The sequence below is a fragment of the Candidatus Pacearchaeota archaeon genome, assembly GCA_038874355.1.
Taxonomy (GTDB): domain Archaea; phylum Nanobdellota; class Nanobdellia; order Pacearchaeales; family GW2011-AR1; genus JAVZCO01.
Window position 1 is genome coordinate 456,350 of the sequence record JAVZCO010000001.1, and the last position, 20,914, is coordinate 477,263.

The window sequence follows — 20,914 nt, forward strand, 5'->3', positions numbered from 1 at the left end:
AATGGAAAATATCAAAAAGAATAAACATATTTTAATAGAAAAGTTTATAGAAAGTCATTCTTTAATTGAATCTAATATAAAAAGTTTTGATGATTTTATTGAAAATAGATTACAAGAAATAGCGAAAGAAGTAAGTTCATCTTTTATTCCAAGTGAAGAAGGAATAGAAATAAAAATAAATAAAATTAAAGTTGGAAAGCCTAATATAAAAGAAGCAGATGGCAGTATAAATAATATTACTCCTACTGAAGCGAGATTAAGAAATTTAACTTATTCTTCTCCAATATATGTAGAAATTTCCCTTAAGAGTGACGGTAAAGAAGAATCTTACGAAGTAGAAATAGGAAGAATACCTATTTTAGTAAAAAGTAAAATTTGTAATACTTATGGAATGAATAAAGAAGAATTAGAAAAAAATTATCTAGATTCTTTAGATCCTGGAGGATATTTTATTATTAATGGTAATGAAAGAATAATGGTATTAATAGAAGATCTTGCTTCTAATCAGCCCTTTATAGAAAAAATAAAAGGAAAGTTAGTTCTTAGAATTTTTTCTTCAAGAGGATCTTATAGAATACCAACATCTATATCAGAAAATAATAATGGTATAATTGAAGTTTCTTTTTCTAGAATGAATAACATTCCAGCAATAATTTTATTAAAAGCTTTAGGTATGATTAAAGAAGCTGATATAGCAAAATATATAGGAAAAGAAACAGACAATCTAATTATTAATTTATATGAATTTACAAACATAACAAATTCCGAAGACGCTTTAATTTACTTAGCAGAAAAACTTGATTTACAAGGAACAAAAAGAGAGGTAGTAGATAGAATAAAACAAAGAATAGACAAATACTTTTTACCACATGTAGGAACAGAAAAAAATGACAGAATAGAAAAAGCAATAACTTTATGTAAATTCATAAAACAGTTTTTTATTGCTAAAGAGAATCCGGATGTACAAACAGATAAAGATCATTATGCAAATAAAAGGGTTAGACTTTCAGGAGATCTATTATCAGATTTATTTAGAGTAAATCTAACTATTTTTTTAAGAGATCTTCAATACTCTTTTTCAAAAATAGCAAAAAGAGGTAAAGTTTATAGCTTAAAAACAATAGCAAAATCAACATTATTCTCTCATAGAATTGAATCAGCAATAGCCACTGGAAGTTGGATAGGAGAAAGAACAGGTGTAACGCAAAATATGGATAAAACAAATTATTTTTCTATTTTGTCTCATTTGCAAAGAGTTTCTTCTTTATTGTCAGGAGAACAAGAAAACTTTATGGCAAGAACTTTACACCCAACCCATTATGGAAGATTTTGCCCTATAGAAACACCAGAAGGAAAAGAAATTGGATTAAGAAAAAATCTCGCTTTATTAGCAAAAATATCAACACCAATAAACATCGATGAAAAGCAATTTTTAAAAAAATTAAAAGAATGTGGGATGAAAGAAAAAGAAGAAAATTTAGAATATGATATTTTTTGGAATGGAAAATTTATAGGAAGTGTTAATAATGGATTAGATTTTGTTAAAAAAGTTAGAGAAAGTAGAAGAAAAAATATTTTTCCAGAAGAAATGAGTATTTTTATAGAAGAAATAAACAAAATTATAATTATTTCTACAGATGCTGGAAGAGTTTTAAGACCTTTAATAATAGTTGAAGATGGAAAAAGTAAATTGACAGAAGAATATGAAAAAAGTTTGGAAGAAGGAAAAATTAGTTGGTTAGATTTAATAAAAAATGGGATAATAGAATATTTAGATGCGAGTGAAGAAGAAAATGCTTTAGTTGCATTAAATAAAGAAGATTTAACACAAGAGCATACACATTTAGAAATAGATCATGTTGCTTGTTTAGGAGTTACAACTTCTCTTGCTCCATATGCAAATCATAATCAAGCTTCAAGATTATTAAGAGGAAGTAAAACATTCAAACAGGCTCTTGGAGTTTATTCTTTAAACTATCCTGTTAGAATAGATACAGATGTACATCTTTTACACTACCCACAAAAACCAATAGTAAAAAGTTTTGTGTATGATAAATTAAAAATATGTCCTGTGGGTCAAAATGTTGTTGTTGCTGTAATGACTTATGAAGGATATAACATGGAAGATGCAATTATATTAAATAAAGCAAGTGTAAACAGGGGATTAGGAAGAAGTACTTATTTTAGACCATATACTTCTGTTGAATTACATTATCCCGGTGGTTTAAAAGATTTTATATGTATTCCTGAAAAAGATGTTGCTGGTTATAGAACAGAAGAATCTTATAAATATTTAGAAGATGATGGTATATCTTATATAGAAGCAGAATTAAAAGAAGGTGATGTTGTTATAGGAAAAATATCTCCTCCAAAGTTCTTATCGGAAACAAAAGAAATAACTATAAAAACAAGTAAAGAGAATAGTTCAGTTATAAGACAAGAAGAAAAAGGAATAATTGATGGAGTTTTTATTACAATAGATAATGAAGGAGATAAAGTTGTTCATGTAAGAACAAGAGATCATAAAATTCCAGAATTAGGAGATAAATTTGCAACTCCTCACGGGCAAAAAGGTGTTGTGGGGTTATTATTAAATGAAGAAGATGTTCCTTTTACAGCGAGGGGAATAAAACCAGATATAATTTTTAATCCGCATGGTTTACCAAGTAGAATGTCTGTTGGATATTTATTAGACTTACTTGCAGGAAAAGTTGGTTCATTATCTGCTAGATATGTTGATGCAACACCATTCTCTGCAGAAAAACCTGAAGATTTAGAAAACGAATTAAAAAATTTAGGATTTAGATATGATGGAAAAGAAACAATGTATGATCCTATTACAGGAAAAATGATGAAGACAAAAATTTATATCGGAGAAATGCATTATCTAAAATTAAAATATATGGTTTCTAATAAAATACATTCAAGGGCATTAGGAAAAGTGCAAATGTTAACAAGACAACCTGTAGAAGGAAGAGCGAAGGGAGGAGCGCTAAGATTAGGAGAAATGGAACAAGAAGCATTAGTTGCTCATGGAGCATCTTTATTATTAAAAGAAAGATATGACTCTGATAAAGTAATTATTTATATTTGTGATAATTGTGGTGCTATAGCAACAAAAGATTATATAAAAAATAAAGTTAATTGCAGATTATGTAATTCTCATGAAATTAGCCCTGTAGAAATATCTTATGCTTTTAAATTATTATTAGAAGAATTAAATGCTCTTCATATTTCAACTAAATTTGGTTTAAAAAATAAATTTGAATAAATAAAATGGATACTCCAATAATAAAACAAATAAAGAATATCCAATTTAAACTTTTAAGTCCAGAAGAAATAAAAAAAATAGCAGCGGCAAAAATAATTACTCCAGAACTTTATGACGTAGATGGTTATCCTGTAGACGGAGGTTTAATGGATCTAAGATTAGGTGCGATAGATCCTGGAGTTAGATGTAGAACCTGTGGAGGAACTTTAAAAGAGTGTTTAGGACATCCTGGATATATAGAATTAGCAAGACCTGTTATTCATATAGACTATATTCAAATAATAGAAATAATATTAAAATCTTATTGTAGTTTTTGCGGAAAATTTCTATTGAAGGAAGAAGATATAAAAAAACATTCTTTAGCAGATAGAATAAAAAAAGCAAAAAATGTTAAAAAATGCCCATATTGCCAAACAGAAAAAGAAAAAATAAAATTAGAAAAGCCAACTACTTTTATGTTAGGAAAAAAGAGAATTTTTCCTAATGAGATAAGGGAGATTTTAGAAAAAATACCAGATGAAGAATTGAAATATGTAGGAATAAATCCTAATGTATTTAGACCAGAATGGGCAGTATTGACTTTATTGTTAATTCCACCAGTAACTGTAAGGCCAAGTATAACATTAGAAACAGGGGAAAGAAGCGAAGATGATCTTACTCATAAAATATCTGATATAATAAGAGCAAATCAAAGGTTGTGGGAAAATTTGAATGCAGGAGCCCCAGAAGTTATTATTGAAGATTTATGGGATTTACTTCAATATCATGTTACAACATTTTTTAATAATAATATAGCCGGAATTCCTCCAGCAAGGCATAGATCTGGCCAACCATTAAAAACAATTGAAGAAAGAATAAAAGGAAAAGAAGGAAGAATAAGGCATAATCTTACAGGAAAAAGAGTTAATTTTTCTAGTAGAAGTGTCATAAGCCCAGATCCTTTTTTAAAGATAAATGAAATAGGTATTCCTCATGAAGTAGCAGAAATAGTAACTGTACCAGAAATGGTAAATTCTCTAAATATTAATAGATTAAAAGAAATAATAAAAAATGATTCTTATCCCTCTGCAAATTATGTAATAAGACCTGATGGAAAAAGAAAAAAAATTACTAAAGAATTAAAAGAAGAAATATTAGAAGAACTTAAAGAAGGTTATATTGTAGAAAGACATTTACAAGATGGAGATATAGTTTTATTCAATAGACAGCCTTCTCTTCACAGACCAAGTATAATGGCACATATTGTTAGAGTACTTCCTTACAAGACTTTTAGATTACACCCAGCGGTTTGTCATCCATATAATGCAGATTTTGATGGAGATGAAATGAATGTACATTCTCCTCAAACAGAAGAAGCAAAAGCAGAAGCAAAAATTCTTTTGGAAGTAAGTAAAAATTTAATTTCCCCCAAAAATAATGTAAATTTATTTGGATGCGCACAAGATTCTATAACAGGAAATTATTTACTCACTTCAGAAGATGAAATAGAAAGAGATGTTGCAATGCAATTATTATATAAATCTAATAAAGAAGAAAAAATATCTAAAAAAAATTTAAGTGGTAAAGAGATATTTTCTAAAATATTACCTAAAATAAATTTCGAAACAAAAACAAAATCTTGTTTAGGAGATTCTTGTCCTTATTATGATAAATGTAAGAAACAAAATTGTCCTTATAATTCCTATTTAAAAATAGAGAATGGTAATTTAATAAGTGGTTTAATAGATAAAAATACTTTTGGATTAGAAGACGGAACATTAATAAAAATTTTGGATAAAGAAGTTGGAAGAGAAGAAACTATAAAAACAATAGAAAAAATCTTTAGATTAGGAACTGGTTATTTAATGAAGAAGGGCTTTTCTATAGGAATAGAAGATTTAAAAATAAATGAAGAAATTGAAAAAGCAAATTTGTCTGTAATAAAAGAAGCAGAAGAAAAAGTAAATAAATATATAGAAGATTATTATAATGATACAATTGAATTAATTCCTGGAAAAACAAAAGAGGAATCAAGAGAAATAAAAATTATACAAGCTTTAAATGAAGTAAGAACAAGAATAGGAAAAGTTGTCAAAGAAAAATTTGATAAAAACTCACCTGTAAATATTATGATTCTTTCAGGAGCTGGTGGTAATATACTCAATATTGTTCAAGTTGGATGTGTTATAGGCCAACAATCTTTATGGGCAAAAAGAATTGAAATAGGTTACACTAACAGAACACTATCTTTTTTTAAGAAAAATGATTTATCACCTAAAGCAAGAGGTTTTATTTATTCAAATTATAAAAAAGGATTAACACCTATAGAATTTTTCTTCGGAGCTATGACAGGAAGAGATTCTTTAATGGACACTGCATTAAGAACTCCAAAATCCGGATATCTTTATAGAAGATTAGCAAATTCTCTACAAGATTTTAAAATAGCATATGATTTGACTGTAAGAGACGCTTCTGATAATATTGTTCAATTTGAATATGGTGAAGACGGAAAAGACGTATCTCTTCTACACTTAAATAAAAAAATTTCACCCGGAGAAGCTATTGGTTTAGTTACAGCACAATCTTTTGGGGAACCATCAACACAAATGGCATTAAACGTATTTCACTTTGCTGGTGTTCAGGAAATGCAGATAACAACAGGTTTACCAAGATTAATAGAAATAATTGATGCTAGAAAGTTACCGTCAACACCTCAAATGGAAATTTATTTAGAAAATGAATTTAATAATGAAAAAGATGCAAGAGTAATTGCAGAAAAAATAAAAGAAGTCAAATTAAAAGAAATAGCAAAAGAGATAAAGATTAATTTTTCCGATAAAAAAATAGAAATTCATTTAGACAAAGAAAAAATAAAAAGCATACATTCTTCTATAGAAAAAATAATAGAAAGAATTAACGAAAAAGGATTTAAAGTTAAATTAAAAGAAGAAGTTATATATACTTCAAATCCTAATTTTAATTTTACAGAACTTTATAAATTAAAAGAAAAATTAAAAGAATGTGTTATATCTGGTGTTCCAGGAATAACACAAATATTAATTGTAAAAAGAGATAAAAATTATGTTATCCTTACAGCAGGAACAAATCTTAAGAAAATATTAGAAATAAAAGGGATTAATAAAGAAAAAACAATAACAAATAATATTTATGAAATAGAAGAGATATTTGGAATAGAAGCAGCAAGAAATGCTATAATAAATGAGATAAAAAAGGTTGTTAATAGTCAAGGACTAGATATTGATGAGAGACATATAAAAATGGTAGCAGATGCAATGACTTACAAAGGAAGTATAAAAGGTACAACAAGATTGGGTATAATAAGTGAAAAATCAAGTATCTTAGCAAAAGCTTCATTTGAAACTCCTATAAAACATTTCGTTAATGCAACAATAAAAGGAAATAAAGATGAATTAGCAAGTGTAACAGAGAATATAATGTTAAATCAACCAGTACCTGTTGGAACAGGATTACCAGGATTATTGGTAAAAATTACAGGTTCTTTAGCTAAAGATAAACAGAAAGAAAAATAACTTTTCTAATGCCAAATGAAAACTACAATTGATATAAAAAAAATAAGATATTTAAATATTTTTGAAAAAATAACTAATGTTAGAAGTAAAGATTGTTTTTTTTATAATAATATCGTTTTTTTTGTTATAAAACAAAAAGATTTATTTAAAGCTATAGGAAAAAATTCAAAAAATTTAAAAGAAATATCTAAAGTCATAGGTAAAAAAATAAAAGTAATTCCTTATACATCAAAATTAAAAGATGCTCCTAAATTTATAAAACAATTAATAAGTCCTATAGAAATAAATAATATAATAATAGAAAATGGGATAATAAAAATTGAAGCTGGAAGTAGACAAAATAAAGCTATTTTGATTGGAAGAGAAAAAAAAAGATTAGAAGAAATGAAAGAAATAATAAAAAATTTTTTTGGTCTTGATTTACAAATAATTTAGGGAAAAAGTTTAAAAAGAAAGTTATTAACTTTTAATAAGTTAAGATGGGATTAAAAAATGCTTTAAAATTAATGAAGAGAAGAAAAAAATTTAGATGGCATGATAGAAATTATAAAGTCAGAACTCTAAATCTTTATAAAAAAGCAGATCCTTTAGAAGGAAAGAATCAAGCTAAAGGAATAGTTCTAGAAAAAGTACAAAAAGAAGCAAAACAGCCAAATTCTGCTATGAGAAAATGTGTTAAAGTTCAATTAATAAAAAATGGAAGAAATGTTATAGCTTTTGTTCCGGGAAATTTAGCTGTAAAATATATAGATGAACATGATGAAGTTATTGTTGAAAGAATAGGAGGTAAGCAAGGAAAGAGTAAAGGAGACATTCCAGGAGTTAGATTTAAAGTTATAAAAGTTAATGATCAACCTTTAAAACTTTTGTGGAAAGGTAAGATAGAAAAGGGTAGGAGATAAAATGAAAAAAGAAAATTTGATAAGTAGAATTGAAGGAGATAAATTGATTAATGAAATAAAAGAAAAATTGGAAAATGAAGAGGAAATTATTATAGAAGTTATTGGAAAAATGAAAGAAGCTAAAGAGATATACAAAAAAATTTTATTTAATTTTAAAAGTAACGAGTATAAAGTTTATTATTTAAATAATAATTCAAAAAATTATAAAAATATATTATATCATATAATAATAGGAAAAATAAAAAAATAAAATGAAAAGAGAAAATTTAAATAAAAAATTAGAAGAAGCTTTAGGAATGATGAATAAAAGAGGATTTGCTTTTTGTATATTTGATGGAGAAGAAGAAATAAAAGAAATTCCAGAGTTTAATAAAATTGTTTCTGAATATTTTAATAAAATTGGAAAAGAATACATTATTGAAAATTTATCTGTTTTTAATAATTATAAAGTTATTGGAATAAAAATAAGAGGGGAAAAATGAAAATATTCGACCTATATTCTACAGAAAATATCAAGGTGAATGATTCTGGGTTATCTAAATATATAAACTTAAAAGAAAAATTAGTTGTAAAAACTCATGGTAGAAAAAAAAGAAGATTTGAAAAGGCAGAAGTTAATATAATTGAGAGATTAATAAATTTATTATGTGTTCCTGGTCATAGAGGAAAAAAACATAAAATTCAAACTTCATGGGCATCTGGAAAGTACGAAAAGAATGCAAAAGTTGTTTTAAATGCTTTTAGGATAATAGAAGAAAAAACTAAACAAAATCCAATACAAATTTTAATTAAAGCAATAGAAAATTCTGCTCCTTGTGACGAAGTAACTACAATAGAGTATGGTGGTGCCAGATATCCTGTAGCAGTAGATGTTTCTCCTTATAGAAGATTAAGTTTAGCCTTAAGAAATATAGTTCACGGAGCTTATGATAAATCTTTCAATAAGAAAAAAAATTTAGCAGAAGGATTAGCAGATGAAATAATAGCAGCTTCTCAAGGAATAATACAAGAAAGTTTTGCTGTACAAAAGAAAAATGATTTAGAAAAGCAAGCAGATTCCGCAAGATAATTCTTCTATTAAAAATTAGATAAATTTAAAAATAATAAAATTTAACAAACTAAAAAATGGTAGAAAAAGAAACTCAGTTAGAAAAAATAAAAAGATTAAGTAAAGAAAGGAAAAATATTAGAAATATTGCTACTTCTGCCCATATACATCATGGTAAAACTGCTTTAACTGATAATTTATTAGCTGCTAGCGGTTATATGGCTGCTAAAAATGCGGGTGATTTAGAAGCAGGAATGGCTACTTGGCAACATGCGGACGAACAAGAAAGACTTTTAACAGTAGATGCTGCAAATGTTTCTATGGTTCATGAATATCAAGGTCAAGAATATCTTATTAATTTAATTGATACTCCAGGTCATGTAGATTTTTCTGGTAATGTTACAAGAGCTATGAGAGCTATAGATGGTACAATAGTATTAGTTTGTGCAGTTGAGGGTATTATGCCACAGACAGAAACTGTAATAAGACAGGCTCTTAGAGAAAGAGTTAAGCCAATTTTGTTTATAAATAAAGTAGATAGAATGATAAAGGAATTAAAATTAACACCAGAACAAATGCAAGAAAGATTTATTAAAATAGTAATTAATTTTAATGAATTGATAAAAAAGATTGCAGAAGAGGAGTATAAAAATAAATGGCAAGTTAATATAGCAGAAGGAAGTGTCGCTTTTGGTTCTGCAAGAGATAATTGGGCTTTGTCAGTTCCTTTTATGAAAAAGAAGGGAATAACATTTAAAGAAATTTCAAAGATATATGAAATGAAAGAAGAAGAAAGAAAAGAATGGTGCTGGAAAAATGCTCCTTTATACGAAGTTTTATTAGATATGGTAGTTAAACATTTGCCAAATCCAGAAGAAGCACAAAAATATAGAATACCAAAAATATGGCATGGTGATATAGAAAGTGATTTTGGTAAAGGTCTTTTAAATTGTGATCCTAATGCAAAACCGGCCTTTGTTATTACAAGAGTAGTTATTGATCCAAAATCAGGAAAAGAAGTTGCAGCCGGAAGATTATTTTCAGGAAAATTACAAGTTGGACAAGAAGTTTATTTAAATTTAGCAAAACAAAAACAAAGAATACAACAACTTTTAATATACAATGGAATAAAACCAGAACAAATTGAAGAAGTAGAATGTGGTAATGTTATTGCAATAGCAGGAATAACAGGAGAAGCCGGAGAAACAATAACTTTAGATAAAGAAACGCCATTTGAAGAATTGAAGCATATTTTTGAACCAGTAATAACAAAAGCAATAGAAGTAAAAAAGCCTTCTGATTTACCAAAATTAATTGATGTTTTAAGAAAAGTAGCAAAAGAAGATCCTTCAATAAAAGTACAAATTAATGAAGAAACAGGAGAAAATTTAATTTCAGGGATGGGAGAACTCCATTTAGAAATTATTGAAAATAGAATAAAAACAGAAAAAGGAGTTGATGTTAAAACATCTAATCCTATAGTAGTTTTTAGAGAAACTGTAATAAAAAAATCTCAAGCTTTTGAAGGAAGATCTCCTAACAAACATAATTCTTTTTTTATTACAGCAGAACCTTTAGAAGATAATGTTTATGAAGCTATAAAATCAGGAGAGTTGCCAGAAGTAAGAATAAAAAAGAGAGACGATAATATAGTAAATAAATTAAGAGAACTTGGAGTTGATAATGAAGAAATAAGACAATATAGAGATATATATAAAGGAAATGTTTTTCTTGATAAAACGAAGGGAGAGGTTCATATAGGAGAAGTGATAGAATTAGTTTTAGATGCATTCGAACAAGTTTGTGATGCCGGTCCATTATCAAGAGAACCTTGCACAAAAATGAAAATATCTCTTGTAGACATAAGATTACATGAAGATGCTATCCATAGAGGACCTGCGCAAGTTTATCCAGCAGTAAGAGATGCTATTTATTCTGCTATGAGAGATGGGGCTGCTTGTTTATTAGAACCAATTCAAATTTATTTGATTGAAGCTCCAACAGAATTTTTATCTTCTCTTACAGGTTTAATTAATTCTAAAAGAGGACAACTATTAGAAGTAAACCAAGATGAATCTGGTGTTTCAATAAAAGCAAAAATACCGGTAGCAGAAATGATTGGATGGAGCAATGATTTAAGATCTGCAACAGAAGGAAGAGGTGTTGCGTCATTATGTGATCAAAAATTTGAAAAAGTTCCTACTGCATTACAATTAGAATACATAAAACAAATAAGAAATAGAAAAGGATTAAGTGAAAATCAATAAAATTAAAATAATAAATGCGAAATTAGAAAATTTAGAAAAAATTCTTTTTTTATTAAATCAATTGAGCCCGTTAAAAGAAAGAGAGATAAATAAAAATTAAAGAATATTTTTAATAAAATTACTACAGATAAAAATTATGTTCTTGTTATTTATGAAGAAGGGAAAAAATTATTAGGAACAGCAACTTTGCTTATTCAATTAAATTTATCTCGTTCTGAAAAACTATACGGAAATATAAAGAATATTGTTGTTTATAAAAATTTAAGAAAGATAGAGATAAGAAAAGAGATGAAACAGGAGAAATTAAGATGAGATTAAATTTATTTTACTAATTTTTTTCTTACATAGTTTACAATCCTTCTATCTACTTCTAATAAAGAGCCTTTTCTTGGTAAACTGTATTTATAAATTAAAGAATTATAAATTTTAAATATCTTCTGAAAAAAATCTAATTCATCTTTTGGTTGTAATATATACATTGATTTTTTATTAAAATTTTTTTGAGTAAAATATCTTACAATATATTGTTGATCTATAATAGGAGATAGATTGGGAAGTAAAAAGTGAAGTAATTTTGAATTTGCAACTAATTTTGTTTTATTATCTAAAACTTGAATATTTTGAAATATTTCAGATAACGAGAATAGCGCTTTTATAGATTTAGGATTTCCTACTTCATACGAACTTAAAATTTTTATCAATCCCGAAAATTTATTTATTTGTTCTATAAATTCTTCAAAATCTTTCATTTTTGGTCCTCTTCTACCCATTTTATCCAAACCCCAGGATGATAGGCAAGAATAACAATCTTTAAGAAAATTTCTGCTTTTTAATAAATCTTCAATACAATAATTTTTATGAGCACTAATAATTTCTTCATAAAAAAATTTACTTGGACCTTTATCCCAATAAGGATTTCTATCTTTAAATTCTTCATTAAAATTTTTTATTAAAAAAAATGCTCTTTCATTAATTAACTCTTTAGTTTTTAATTGCATTTTAATCTAATGCTAATTGTTTAAAAAATCTTAAACTAAGTCTATATAAAAAATTTTCTAAAAAATCGAAACCTTTTTAAATATCATCTATTATTAAGTTTTATTAAAATTAAATAAATATAAAATGGCACACGAAAAACCAAATTTAAATGTTGTTTTTGTAGGACATGTTGATCATGGTAAATCAACATGTATAGGAAGACTTATGTATGATTCTGGATTAATACCAGAACAAGAAATGCAAAAATTGAAGGAAGAGGCAGCAAAACATGGAAAAATTGGTTTTGAATTTGCTTTTGTTATGGATAAAGTTAAAGAAGAAAGAGAAAGAGGAGTTACAATTGATCTTGCTTACAAAAAATTAATAACACAAAAATATCAAATAACAATAATTGATGCACCAGGACATAAAGATTTTGTTAAAAATATGATTACAGGTGCAAGTCAAGCAGATGCAGCTTTTCTTGTTGTAGCTTGTCAACATGGAATTATGCCACAAACAAAAGAACATCTTTGGCTTTTAAGAACAATGGGAGTAGAACAAATTGCAGTTATAATAAACCAAATGGACAGTGTTAACTATGATGAAGCAAAATATAATAAATTAAAACAAGATTTAACAGTTCTTTTAAAGACAGTAGGAATAAATGCAGACAAAGTTAATTTTATTGCTGCGAGTGGTTTGAAAGGAGATAATATAGTAAAGAAATCATCAAATATGCCTTGGTATAAAGGACCTACTGTTTTAGAACAATTTGATTTATTTACAGAACCTCAAAAACCTGTTGATTTACCTTTAAGAATGCCTATACAAGATGTTTATGAAATAACAGGAATAGGAACAGTTCCTGTAGGAAAAATAGAGACAGGAAAAATGAAACCAGGACAAAAAGTAATAATTTTACCTGGTAGAACAGGAAAAGGAATTGCAGGAGAGATAAAAACAATAGAAATGCATCATGAACAATTACCAGAAGCTATTGCAGGAGATAATGTTGGTATTAATATAAGAGGAGTTGGAAAAAAGGATGTTGCAAGAGGAGATGTAATTTGTGATGCAAATTCTCCAGCTCCTGTAGTAGAGGAATTTATAGCACAAATTGTTGTTATTAATCATCCAACAGTTATTGCAAAAGGATATACTCCTGTTTTCCATGTACATACAGCACAAGTTCCTTGTAGATTTATTGAAATACAGAAAAAAATGGATCCTAAAACAGGGCAAGTTATACAGGAAAATCCAGATTATATAAAAAATGGAGATGTAGCGATTGTAAAAATAAAACCTCAAGGTAATCTTGTATTAGAAAAACAAAAAGATAATCCTCATATGGCAAGATTTGCAATAAGAGATGCAGGAGCAACAGTTGCTGCTGGTGTTTGTATAGATCTTGTTCCTAAAAAATAATTTTAATCTTTTATTTTTTATATAAAAATATGTCCTACAAATAGAATTGTTTTTATTATTTTATTTTTTATTCTTTTATATTTTTATTTTATGTTTTTAAATTATAGCAAAATTTAAAAATAGCATTTTTGTATAAAGAATATGATTACTATACAAGAAATTGATGAAAAATTAAAAACTATGAGTGATTTTTTGAAATTAGAATATTTAGAAGAAATAAGTAAAAAACAAAATTCCCTTGAAGTCAATAAATATGTAAGAAAAAAGTTAGCAGAATTATATGCTAATAAAGGAATGTATAGTAATGCTGCTAGACATTACGAAGTTTTAGCTGAACTTTCTGTTACATTTAAAGAAAAAATTGAGGCATATTTAAAAGAAGTAGAAATGTGGATAAAAGCTTCAGATTATGTTACCGCAGATGATATATTAAAGAGAGCTTTATCTAATGCAAATTCTTCTGAAAAAGAAAAAATAAAAAAAACAGTTAAAGAAATGTATAAAAATCAAGCTTTGTTTTATGAAAAAAGAAATGAAAGGAATAAAGCATTAAAAATTTACGAAAAACTTTATAGTATAGAAACAGATTCTAATGAAAAAGAACTTTTAAAAAATAAGTTATTAGAACTTTACGAAAAAACAGGAAAAGTTAGAGAATATATGAGTTTAAAAGAGAAGAAATAAAAAATTCTTTTTTAAATTTTATTTAGAGAAAAGGAGAAAAAATATCTTTGAATTCTTTATAACCTTTTTAATTTAAAAAACCATTTTTGGAAAGATTTATAAACATATATACTTAGTTAATATAAGAATAAATATTAGAACATAATAGTGTATTAATTTTTATTAATAGTATTAATTTTAATTTATCATGCTTTTTTTGAAATGAGAAAAAAATGAATTAATTATTTGTAAGTTCTAATATTTATTCTTATAAAATTAAAATAAAGTGAGGTAATGTAAAATGGCAAAAATAAGTCCAGTTTCAATAAAGTATATGATTTATGCTAAATTTGAAGCAGAAGGAGCTTTAGATAAACCAGATGTAATCGGAGCCTTATTTGGACAAACAGAAGGTTTATTAGGAAAAGATTTAGAATTAAGAGAACTACAAAAAGAAGGAAAAATAGGAAGAATAGAAGTTGATTTATCTAATCAAGATGGAAAAACCATAGGTAAAATTGAAATACCATCAGCCTTAGATAAAACAGAAACAACTTTAATTGCAGCTGCTATTGAAACAATAGAAAGAATTGGTCCAACAATTGCTTCAATAAAAGTAGAAAAAATTGAAGATGTAAGGCAAAATAAAAGAGAATACATTTTAGAAAGAGCAAAATCATTATTAGAAGAATTAGAAAAAAGTTCTATTCATTCAAAAGAAATAAAAGAAAAAGTTAATATTGAAAAACAAATTTCTAAATTAAAAGAGTATGGAGAAGAAAAATTACCAGCTGGAGATCTTTCTGGAGAAGAAATAATTGTTGTTGAAGGTAGAGCAGATGTAATCAATTTATTAAAAAATGGGATAGAAAATGTTATTGGAATGAATGGAACTAAACTTCCAAAAGAAATAAAAAATTTAGGAGAAGAAAAAATTTTAACTTTGTTTTTAGATGGTGATAGAGGAGGTTATTTAATAGCAAAAAACGCTATAGAAAATGCGAATATCGATTATATTACATTTGCTCCAGATGGAAAAGAAGTTGAACAATTAACAGATAAAGAAATCTTACAATCTTTAAGAAAGAAAATCCCTTGTGAAGAATTTATTTCTAAAATAAAATCTTTAGAAAGAAAAAGCCCTATTCCAAAAAGGGCTTTTTCTAAAATTTTTGAAAAAAAAAGAGATAATAAAAAAAATGAAAAAATAGAAGAAGAAAATTTATTTAAAAAAATTGAAGAAAATAAAGAAAAATTAAAACAATTATTAAGAAAGATATCAAAATCTAATAATATTATTTTGTTAGATTATGATTTGAATATTATTAAAAAAATCAATTCTAAAAAATTATATTCATCATTAAAAAATTATAAGAAAGAAGTAGCAATATTAATGATTGATAAAGCAACACGAAAGATAATAGAAACTGCAGAAAATTTTAATATAGGTACAATAATTGCTAATAATTTTACAGGAACTGGAAATATAAATTTGTTAAGTTTTTGATAAAAAAATTTATAAACTTAAATAGTATTTTTCTTTTATGAAAAATGGTGTTATAAAAAAAGAAAAAAATTCTAATTTTAAAAAAATTTTTATTATAATATTAATAAGCATTATAATCCTTCTTTTATCTTTACTAATATTTTCTTTTAAATATCAATATAAATGTAAAGACCATACATGTTTTAATTCAGCAGTTATTAATTGCCAAAGAAGTTATTATTTAGATGATTCTGTAGAAGCGACATGGGAATATAGAATAAATGGAATAGAAAAAAAATGTTTATCTTACAATAAATTAGGTTTTTGTTTAAATTATGAAAAAAGATGTTTGATAAATGTAAAATTACTTATGATAAAAGAGGGTAAAAAAGATTTACAATATCTTGTAGGAGAAGAGATGAATTGTTATATAACTAAAGAAGAAGCTATTTCTTTATTAAATCAAAATAAAAAAATAAAACCACAATCTAATCTTGATAAATGTAGTGGAAAATTAAAGGAAGATATCCAAAACATAATAATTAAAAATCTTTGGGGTATAATTATAAAAAATCTTGGAACAATACAAGAAGAAGTAAGGCCTATATAATTTTAAATAAAAATAAATTTTAAGAAATTTTAAAATCAATGAATAAAAATAAAAGTTTTTATTAATTTCTTTAAATAAAATTTTCTAGATTATTAAAAAAATCTTTATTCAATATTATTAAAGATTTTTTTATTTTTTCTCTTAAAATATTTTTTTCTTTAAAATCCTTTAAAAATATACTTTCTGGAACAAAATTTATTCTTATTTGAGAATTTTTTATAATCTTTTTAATTTTTAACGTTATCACAATAAAATTTAAAGGATTTTTTTGGGTTAGACAAATAGCTTTAACTTCTTCTAAATATGGGTTAATAAATTTAAAAATAATTTTTTTATAATCGATAGGTTTTTTTAATACAATTATTTTTACTTCAGCTCCTAGTAATTTTTTAGGTAACAAAACTCCAGCGGAATTCCCAACCTTTATTGTTCTTTTTATAAATTCCATCTTGCATATTTTTTATGTTATAACTATGTTATAACATTTTATAAACTTTTTGGTAGTTACATAAAAGATATTATTATAAAATGACGAAAGATTTATAAATGATTATTACATCATTTTAATAATAAATAAATTTAATGAAGAAAAAATGAAAAATTTAATTTTTGTTATAACAATGGCCTTTGTTTTAGCATTAAGTTTAACTACATTTGTTAAAGCAGATAATCTTGATGTAACAATAAATGATATTGTAATAAATGGATTGACTATTCAACCGAATGATAATGTAGTATATGCAGGATTTGCTGGGAGTACATTACCGGTAACAGTTCATTTTACATCAAACGTAGATGTAAGTGATGCAAGAATAAAAGTTTGGATTGGCGGAGAAGACGAAATAAAATCAAGAAAAATAAGAATTGTAAATGGAAGCACTTATTCAGAAACTTTATACATTAAAATTCCTTCTGATATAGAACCTGAAGAAGAATATAAATTGTATGTTTCAATTGAAACACAAAGCGGATATGTAGAAGAACAATTTAACTTGAAATTACAAAGAGAATCTTATGATATAAAAATTCTAGATGTAGATATAGAAAAAACTGTAGAAGCTGGAAGTTTATTACCAATTAATATTGTTATTAAGAACACAGGTTATGAAGAATTAGAGGATCTGTTTGTTATTGTTACATCAGAAGAACTTGGTATAGAAAAAAAAGTTTATCTTTACGATTTACAATCAACAGATTGTTTAGAAGATTGTGAAGACTATGAACAGGATTCTATCCAAAAAACAATAAATATAAAAATCCCAGATAAAGCAAAACAAGGAATATACAAAATTACTATTGAAGTAAAAAACAAAGAAGTAACTAAAAAAATAACAAAAGAAATTTTTGTTTATGGTGGAAGAGAAACTTTAAGTTTTTTTGTTCCAATAAAAAGTAAAGAAATAACAATAAATGAAATTGCGAACTATGATTTAATAATAGTTAATGCTGCAAAAAAAATTGCCATTCTTCAATTAGAAACAAAAAAAGATGAAAATTTGGAAGTGGATTCAGAGGAATCTGTTATTGTAATTCCACCAGAAACAAGTAAAACAATAAAATTTAATGTAAAAGCAAAAGAAGAAGGTAAATATAGTTTTGTTGTTAATATAAAAGAAAATGAAAATGTTATAAAGTCGGTAGAATTTAATGCCAATGCTATAAAAGGAAAAAGAAGTATTGATAATATAACAATGTTAACAATAATTTTAGCAATAATTTTTGTTATACTGCTTATAGTACTTATTGTCTTATTAACAAAAAAGCCATTGATAAAAGAAAATTTAGAAGAAAGCTACTACTAAATTTTTTCTTTTTTATTTTTTTCTTTTTATATTTTTATATTTTTAAATTTCTAGACTTATTACTTTGCTTATACCATCCTGCATACTCACTCCATATAAAACTGGAGCTTCAGATATAAGAGCATCATTATGAGTTACTATTATATATTGACCAGATTTCATATATTTTTTTATCAAAAAAGCTAATTTTTCAGAATTTCTTTTGTCTAAGGAAGCATCAACTTCATCAAGGATATAAAAAGGGTATGGTTTATATTCCTGAATTGCAAAAATTAATGATAAAGCTACAAGAGATTTTTCTCCTCCTGATAAAGAAGATACATCAAAATATTTTCCTTTCGCTATTTTTAAAGTAATCTCTAAACCGCCTTCAAAAGGATTTTCTTTATTTTCTAGTTCTAAGTATGCTTGTCCTTTATTAGATAATTGCATAAAATTTCTATTCATTAATTCATTTATGGTTGTTAAGGTTTTCATGAAAGTTCTTATTTTTTTCTTATCTACTTCTTCTATTATTTTTATTATTTCTTCTTTTTCTTTTTTTAATATTTCTACCTTTTGGTATATTTCATCATAAGAATTCTTGACAGAATCATATTCTTTTAATGCTAACATATTTATAGAACCAATCATAGAAATTTCATTTTCTAATTTTTTTATCTTATCTTCTAGAAATTCTATACTTCCATTTATAAATTGTACTTCTTTATACAAATTAAGATCATTTTCAAAATTTTCTTTTTCAGCTTCTAATTTTGCTTTTTCTATTTTAATTGAATTTATTATATTTATTTTATTATTTTGTTCTGTTTGTAATGTTACTAAGTCTTTATTATTTTTTAATAAATCATTTTGTAAATCATTCTTTACTTTTATTAAATATTTATATTTTTCTTCAAACTCTTTCTCTTTTTTTAACATAAAAGATAGTTTATTATTTTCTTCTGAAATTTTTTCTTGAAGATATTCTAATTCTTCTTCAAGTTCTTTTTTTTCTTTTTCACTTTGTTTTATTGAATTTTTTATTTTTTGTATCTCAATTTGCTTGAATTCTAATTCTACATTCGAAGATTTTTCACTCCTAGAAGATATTTCTTGTAATTCTAAAATTTTGTTATCATATACTTCTTCTATATCTTTTTTTTCATTAATTTTTTTTTCTATTTTTAATTTTTCTGTTTCCAATAGAGAAATTTCTTTTTCAAAATTATTTAATTCCTGTTGTTTATTTCTTATAATTCTCTTTTTTTCTTCTATTGAAATTAATTTTATTAGATCAATTTCCGCTTTTTTTTCTTTTATACCTAATTCTTGAATTTCTTCTCTTAAAGAAATTATATTTTCTTTAATTTTTTCTATTATGGTATTATTCTTTTCTATTTTTATTTTTAGATCAGAAATTTTTTCATCTGCTTCTTTTTCTATATTCTTTATATGTTCTTCTGTTATTTTACTTTTACATAAAGGACATATTTTATCTATTTTTTTTACTTCTTCTTTTATGGATTCTATATTCTTTATTTCTGTTAAAATAGAAGAATTTTCTTTTTCTAATCTTAATAATTCTTCACTACTATTTTTTTCTTCCTTAATTTTGTTTTCTAGTAAATTTTTTATATTAAAGATTTTCTCTCTACATTCTTTTTCGTCATGATATTGTAATTGTAATTCTATTTCTTTTATTTCTTCAAAAAGAAAATTTATCTCATTTTTTATTTTTTCTATTAAATCCTTTTTTTGTTCCAAATTATTAGTTAATAGTTTAAATTTTGTTTTTAATTCTATATATTCTGTTCTTTCTTTCTCTAATTTTTCTATTTCTTTTCTTTTCTTCTCAATTTCTTCTGCTTTTATATCAAAAGTAGAACCTTTTTTTATTTCTTCTAATTCTTTTTCTTTTATTATTAATTCTTCTTTTAACTTTTCTTGTCGTATTTTGTTTTCTTCTAATTTTGATTTAAAATTATTTAGTTGTACTTCTAATCCACTTATATTAGCTCTTATCTGAGTTATTTCATTATACAATTTTTCTCCTTCTATACCCGAAGAATTCTCTATTTGTTTTGTTATTTTTTTAATCTCTTCTTCTAATTCGTTATTCTTTTTAAGAATTTTCTCATAATTTCTTTTAATTTTTTCTTTTTCTTCTTCTAATTTTTTAATTTCTTTTGATAAAGATTCTATATTCTTTGTTTTTTCCTCAATTCTTTTTTTTAAAATAGATGCTTTACATCTTCTCAACATTTCTTGTAATTCTTGAAATTTTAATGCTTGCTTTCTTTCTTCTTCTAATTTTTTTAGATAAGAAATTCTTTCTCTTAATATCGTTTCAGCTTCTTTAAGTTTAGCATCTGTTTTTTCTAATTCTAATAAAGATTTTTCTTTTCTTTGTTCATATATAGATATTCCAGCTACTTCTTCTATTATTCTTCTTCTTTCTTCTGGTGACATTTTTATAATATCCATTATCTCTCCCTGTAAAATGATATTAAACCCATAAGGATTAATATCAGCATTACTCAATAATTCTAAAACTTCTTGTCTTGTTTTTATTTCATTATTAATTTTATAAATACTTATTCCATTTCTCCTTACAATTCTTTCAATTGTTATCTCTTTTTCTTGTAAAGGAAACTTTTTATCAGAATTATCAAAAACTATTTTAACAGACGCTTCCCACATTGGTTTATGATGTGCAGAAGAAAAAATAAAATTAGAAGATTTTTCTGCTCGCATACTTTTTGCAGATTTTCTTCCTAAAACAAAGCATATAGCTTCAGTTATATTGCTTTTTCCACTCCCATTAGGACCAACAATAACATTCATTCCATTATTAAATAATATTTCAGTTTCTTGTGCGAAACTCTTAAATCCTTTCATCACCAATTTTTTTATATATGGCATAAAAAATACTAATAAATTAGATATT

General features: G+C 25.0%; 16 protein-coding genes. 13 read left to right on the forward strand and 3 right to left on the reverse strand.

What is annotated here, in order from left to right; all coding sequences use genetic code 11:
* The first annotated feature begins 1 nt into the window (after position 1).
* Genes QW117_02790 through QW117_02825 form a run of 8 tightly spaced genes read left to right on the forward strand, consistent with a single transcriptional unit; the run spans position 2 to position 11,018 of the window.
* Positions 2-3,271 (forward strand): DNA-directed RNA polymerase subunit B'', encoded by a 3,270-nt coding sequence (locus tag QW117_02790; GenBank protein MEM3405870.1) that lies wholly within the window; start codon positions 2-4, stop codon positions 3,269-3,271.
* A gap of 5 nt (positions 3,272-3,276) precedes the next feature.
* Positions 3,277-6,801: a DNA-directed RNA polymerase subunit A' gene (locus tag QW117_02795; GenBank protein ID MEM3405871.1), complete on the forward strand. Its 3,525-nt coding sequence runs from the start codon at positions 3,277-3,279 to the stop codon at positions 6,799-6,801.
* A gap of 15 nt (positions 6,802-6,816) precedes the next feature.
* Positions 6,817-7,236, forward strand: coding sequence for a NusA-like transcription termination signal-binding factor (locus tag QW117_02800; protein MEM3405872.1), 420 nt, complete (start codon positions 6,817-6,819; stop codon positions 7,234-7,236).
* A gap of 44 nt (positions 7,237-7,280) precedes the next feature.
* Positions 7,281-7,703: a 30S ribosomal protein S12 gene (locus QW117_02805; GenBank protein ID MEM3405873.1), complete on the forward strand. Its 423-nt coding sequence runs from the start codon at positions 7,281-7,283 to the stop codon at positions 7,701-7,703.
* 1 nt (position 7,704) lies between these two features.
* Positions 7,705-7,953 (forward strand): hypothetical protein, encoded by a 249-nt coding sequence (locus QW117_02810; protein MEM3405874.1) that lies wholly within the window; start codon positions 7,705-7,707, stop codon positions 7,951-7,953.
* A gap of 1 nt (position 7,954) precedes the next feature.
* On the forward strand, positions 7,955-8,185 hold the full coding sequence (locus QW117_02815) for a hypothetical protein (GenBank protein MEM3405875.1): 231 nt from the start codon (positions 7,955-7,957) through the stop codon (positions 8,183-8,185).
* On the forward strand, positions 8,182-8,772 hold the full coding sequence (gene rpsG / locus QW117_02820) for a 30S ribosomal protein S7 (protein ID MEM3405876.1): 591 nt from the start codon (positions 8,182-8,184) through the stop codon (positions 8,770-8,772). Before QW117_02815 ends, rpsG begins: the two co-directional genes overlap by 4 nt.
* 56 nt (positions 8,773-8,828) lie before the next feature.
* Entirely contained in the window at positions 8,829-11,018 is a 2,190-nt protein-coding gene (locus tag QW117_02825; GenBank protein ID MEM3405877.1) for an elongation factor EF-2, read from the forward strand.
* Between the two features lie 320 nt (positions 11,019-11,338).
* Here QW117_02825 and QW117_02830 read toward each other — a convergent pair whose 3' ends face one another.
* Complete coding sequence (locus QW117_02830) at positions 11,339-12,016, reverse strand: hypothetical protein (protein ID MEM3405878.1); 678 nt, start codon at positions 12,014-12,016, stop codon at positions 11,339-11,341.
* 124 nt (positions 12,017-12,140) lie between these two features.
* Here QW117_02830 and tuf point away from each other — a divergent pair, with 124 nt between their 5' ends.
* The 4 genes from tuf to QW117_02850 all read left to right on the forward strand — a co-directional run bounded on the left by tuf (position 12,141) and on the right by QW117_02850 (position 16,183).
* Positions 12,141-13,424, forward strand: a complete 1,284-nt coding sequence (gene tuf / locus QW117_02835) for a translation elongation factor EF-1 subunit alpha (GenBank protein MEM3405879.1) — start codon at positions 12,141-12,143, stop codon at positions 13,422-13,424.
* Between the two features lie 141 nt (positions 13,425-13,565).
* The gene (locus tag QW117_02840; GenBank protein MEM3405880.1) at positions 13,566-14,108 is read left to right on the forward strand and encodes a hypothetical protein; all 543 of its coding nucleotides are present in this window, start codon (positions 13,566-13,568) and stop codon (positions 14,106-14,108) included.
* Positions 14,109-14,388: 280 nt separating this feature from the next.
* Entirely contained in the window at positions 14,389-15,594 is a 1,206-nt protein-coding gene (dnaG, locus tag QW117_02845; protein MEM3405881.1) for a DNA primase DnaG, read from the forward strand.
* A 37-nt stretch (positions 15,595-15,631) separates the two neighbouring features.
* Positions 15,632-16,183 carry a hypothetical protein gene (locus QW117_02850; protein ID MEM3405882.1) on the forward strand — a complete coding sequence of 184 codons (552 nt, stop codon included), beginning with the start codon at positions 15,632-15,634 and terminating at the stop codon, positions 16,181-16,183.
* Positions 16,184-16,253: 70 nt separating this feature from the next.
* Here the strand turns inward: QW117_02850 and QW117_02855 are convergent, their stop codons facing one another.
* Complete coding sequence (locus QW117_02855; GenBank protein ID MEM3405883.1) at positions 16,254-16,631, reverse strand: DUF2080 family transposase-associated protein; 378 nt, start codon at positions 16,629-16,631, stop codon at positions 16,254-16,256.
* A gap of 145 nt (positions 16,632-16,776) precedes the next feature.
* Here QW117_02855 and QW117_02860 point away from each other — a divergent pair, with 145 nt between their 5' ends.
* Positions 16,777-17,985, forward strand: coding sequence for a hypothetical protein (locus QW117_02860; protein MEM3405884.1), 1,209 nt, complete (start codon positions 16,777-16,779; stop codon positions 17,983-17,985).
* A 42-nt stretch (positions 17,986-18,027) separates the two neighbouring features.
* Here QW117_02860 and QW117_02865 read toward each other — a convergent pair whose 3' ends face one another.
* Positions 18,028-20,889 (reverse strand): chromosome segregation SMC family protein, encoded by a 2,862-nt coding sequence (locus QW117_02865; GenBank protein ID MEM3405885.1) that lies wholly within the window; start codon positions 20,887-20,889, stop codon positions 18,028-18,030.
* Positions 20,890-20,914 lie beyond the last annotated feature (25 nt).

Excerpts from the sequence above, each read along its gene's own strand:
- QW117_02790 (MEM3405870.1), top strand. The coding sequence starts at position 2 with ATGGAAAATATCAAAAAGAATAAACATATTTTAATAGAAAAGTTTATA.
- QW117_02795 (MEM3405871.1), top strand. The coding sequence starts at position 3,277 with ATGGATACTCCAATAATAAAACAAATAAAGAATATCCAATTTAAACTT.
- QW117_02800 (MEM3405872.1), top strand. The coding sequence starts at position 6,817 with ATGAAAACTACAATTGATATAAAAAAAATAAGATATTTAAATATTTTT.
- QW117_02805 (MEM3405873.1), top strand. The coding sequence starts at position 7,281 with ATGGGATTAAAAAATGCTTTAAAATTAATGAAGAGAAGAAAAAAATTT.
- QW117_02810 (MEM3405874.1), top strand. The coding sequence starts at position 7,705 with ATGAAAAAAGAAAATTTGATAAGTAGAATTGAAGGAGATAAATTGATT.
- QW117_02815 (MEM3405875.1), top strand. The coding sequence starts at position 7,955 with ATGAAAAGAGAAAATTTAAATAAAAAATTAGAAGAAGCTTTAGGAATG.
- rpsG (MEM3405876.1), top strand. The coding sequence starts at position 8,182 with ATGAAAATATTCGACCTATATTCTACAGAAAATATCAAGGTGAATGAT.
- QW117_02825 (MEM3405877.1), top strand. The coding sequence starts at position 8,829 with ATGGTAGAAAAAGAAACTCAGTTAGAAAAAATAAAAAGATTAAGTAAA.
- QW117_02830 (MEM3405878.1), bottom strand. The coding sequence starts at position 12,016 with ATGCAATTAAAAACTAAAGAGTTAATTAATGAAAGAGCATTTTTTTTA.
- tuf (MEM3405879.1), top strand. The coding sequence starts at position 12,141 with ATGGCACACGAAAAACCAAATTTAAATGTTGTTTTTGTAGGACATGTT.
- QW117_02840 (MEM3405880.1), top strand. The coding sequence starts at position 13,566 with ATGATTACTATACAAGAAATTGATGAAAAATTAAAAACTATGAGTGAT.
- dnaG (MEM3405881.1), top strand. The coding sequence starts at position 14,389 with ATGGCAAAAATAAGTCCAGTTTCAATAAAGTATATGATTTATGCTAAA.
- QW117_02850 (MEM3405882.1), top strand. The coding sequence starts at position 15,632 with ATGAAAAATGGTGTTATAAAAAAAGAAAAAAATTCTAATTTTAAAAAA.
- QW117_02855 (MEM3405883.1), bottom strand. The coding sequence starts at position 16,631 with ATGGAATTTATAAAAAGAACAATAAAGGTTGGGAATTCCGCTGGAGTT.
- QW117_02860 (MEM3405884.1), top strand. The coding sequence starts at position 16,777 with ATGAAAAATTTAATTTTTGTTATAACAATGGCCTTTGTTTTAGCATTA.
- QW117_02865 (MEM3405885.1), bottom strand. The coding sequence starts at position 20,889 with ATGCCATATATAAAAAAATTGGTGATGAAAGGATTTAAGAGTTTCGCA.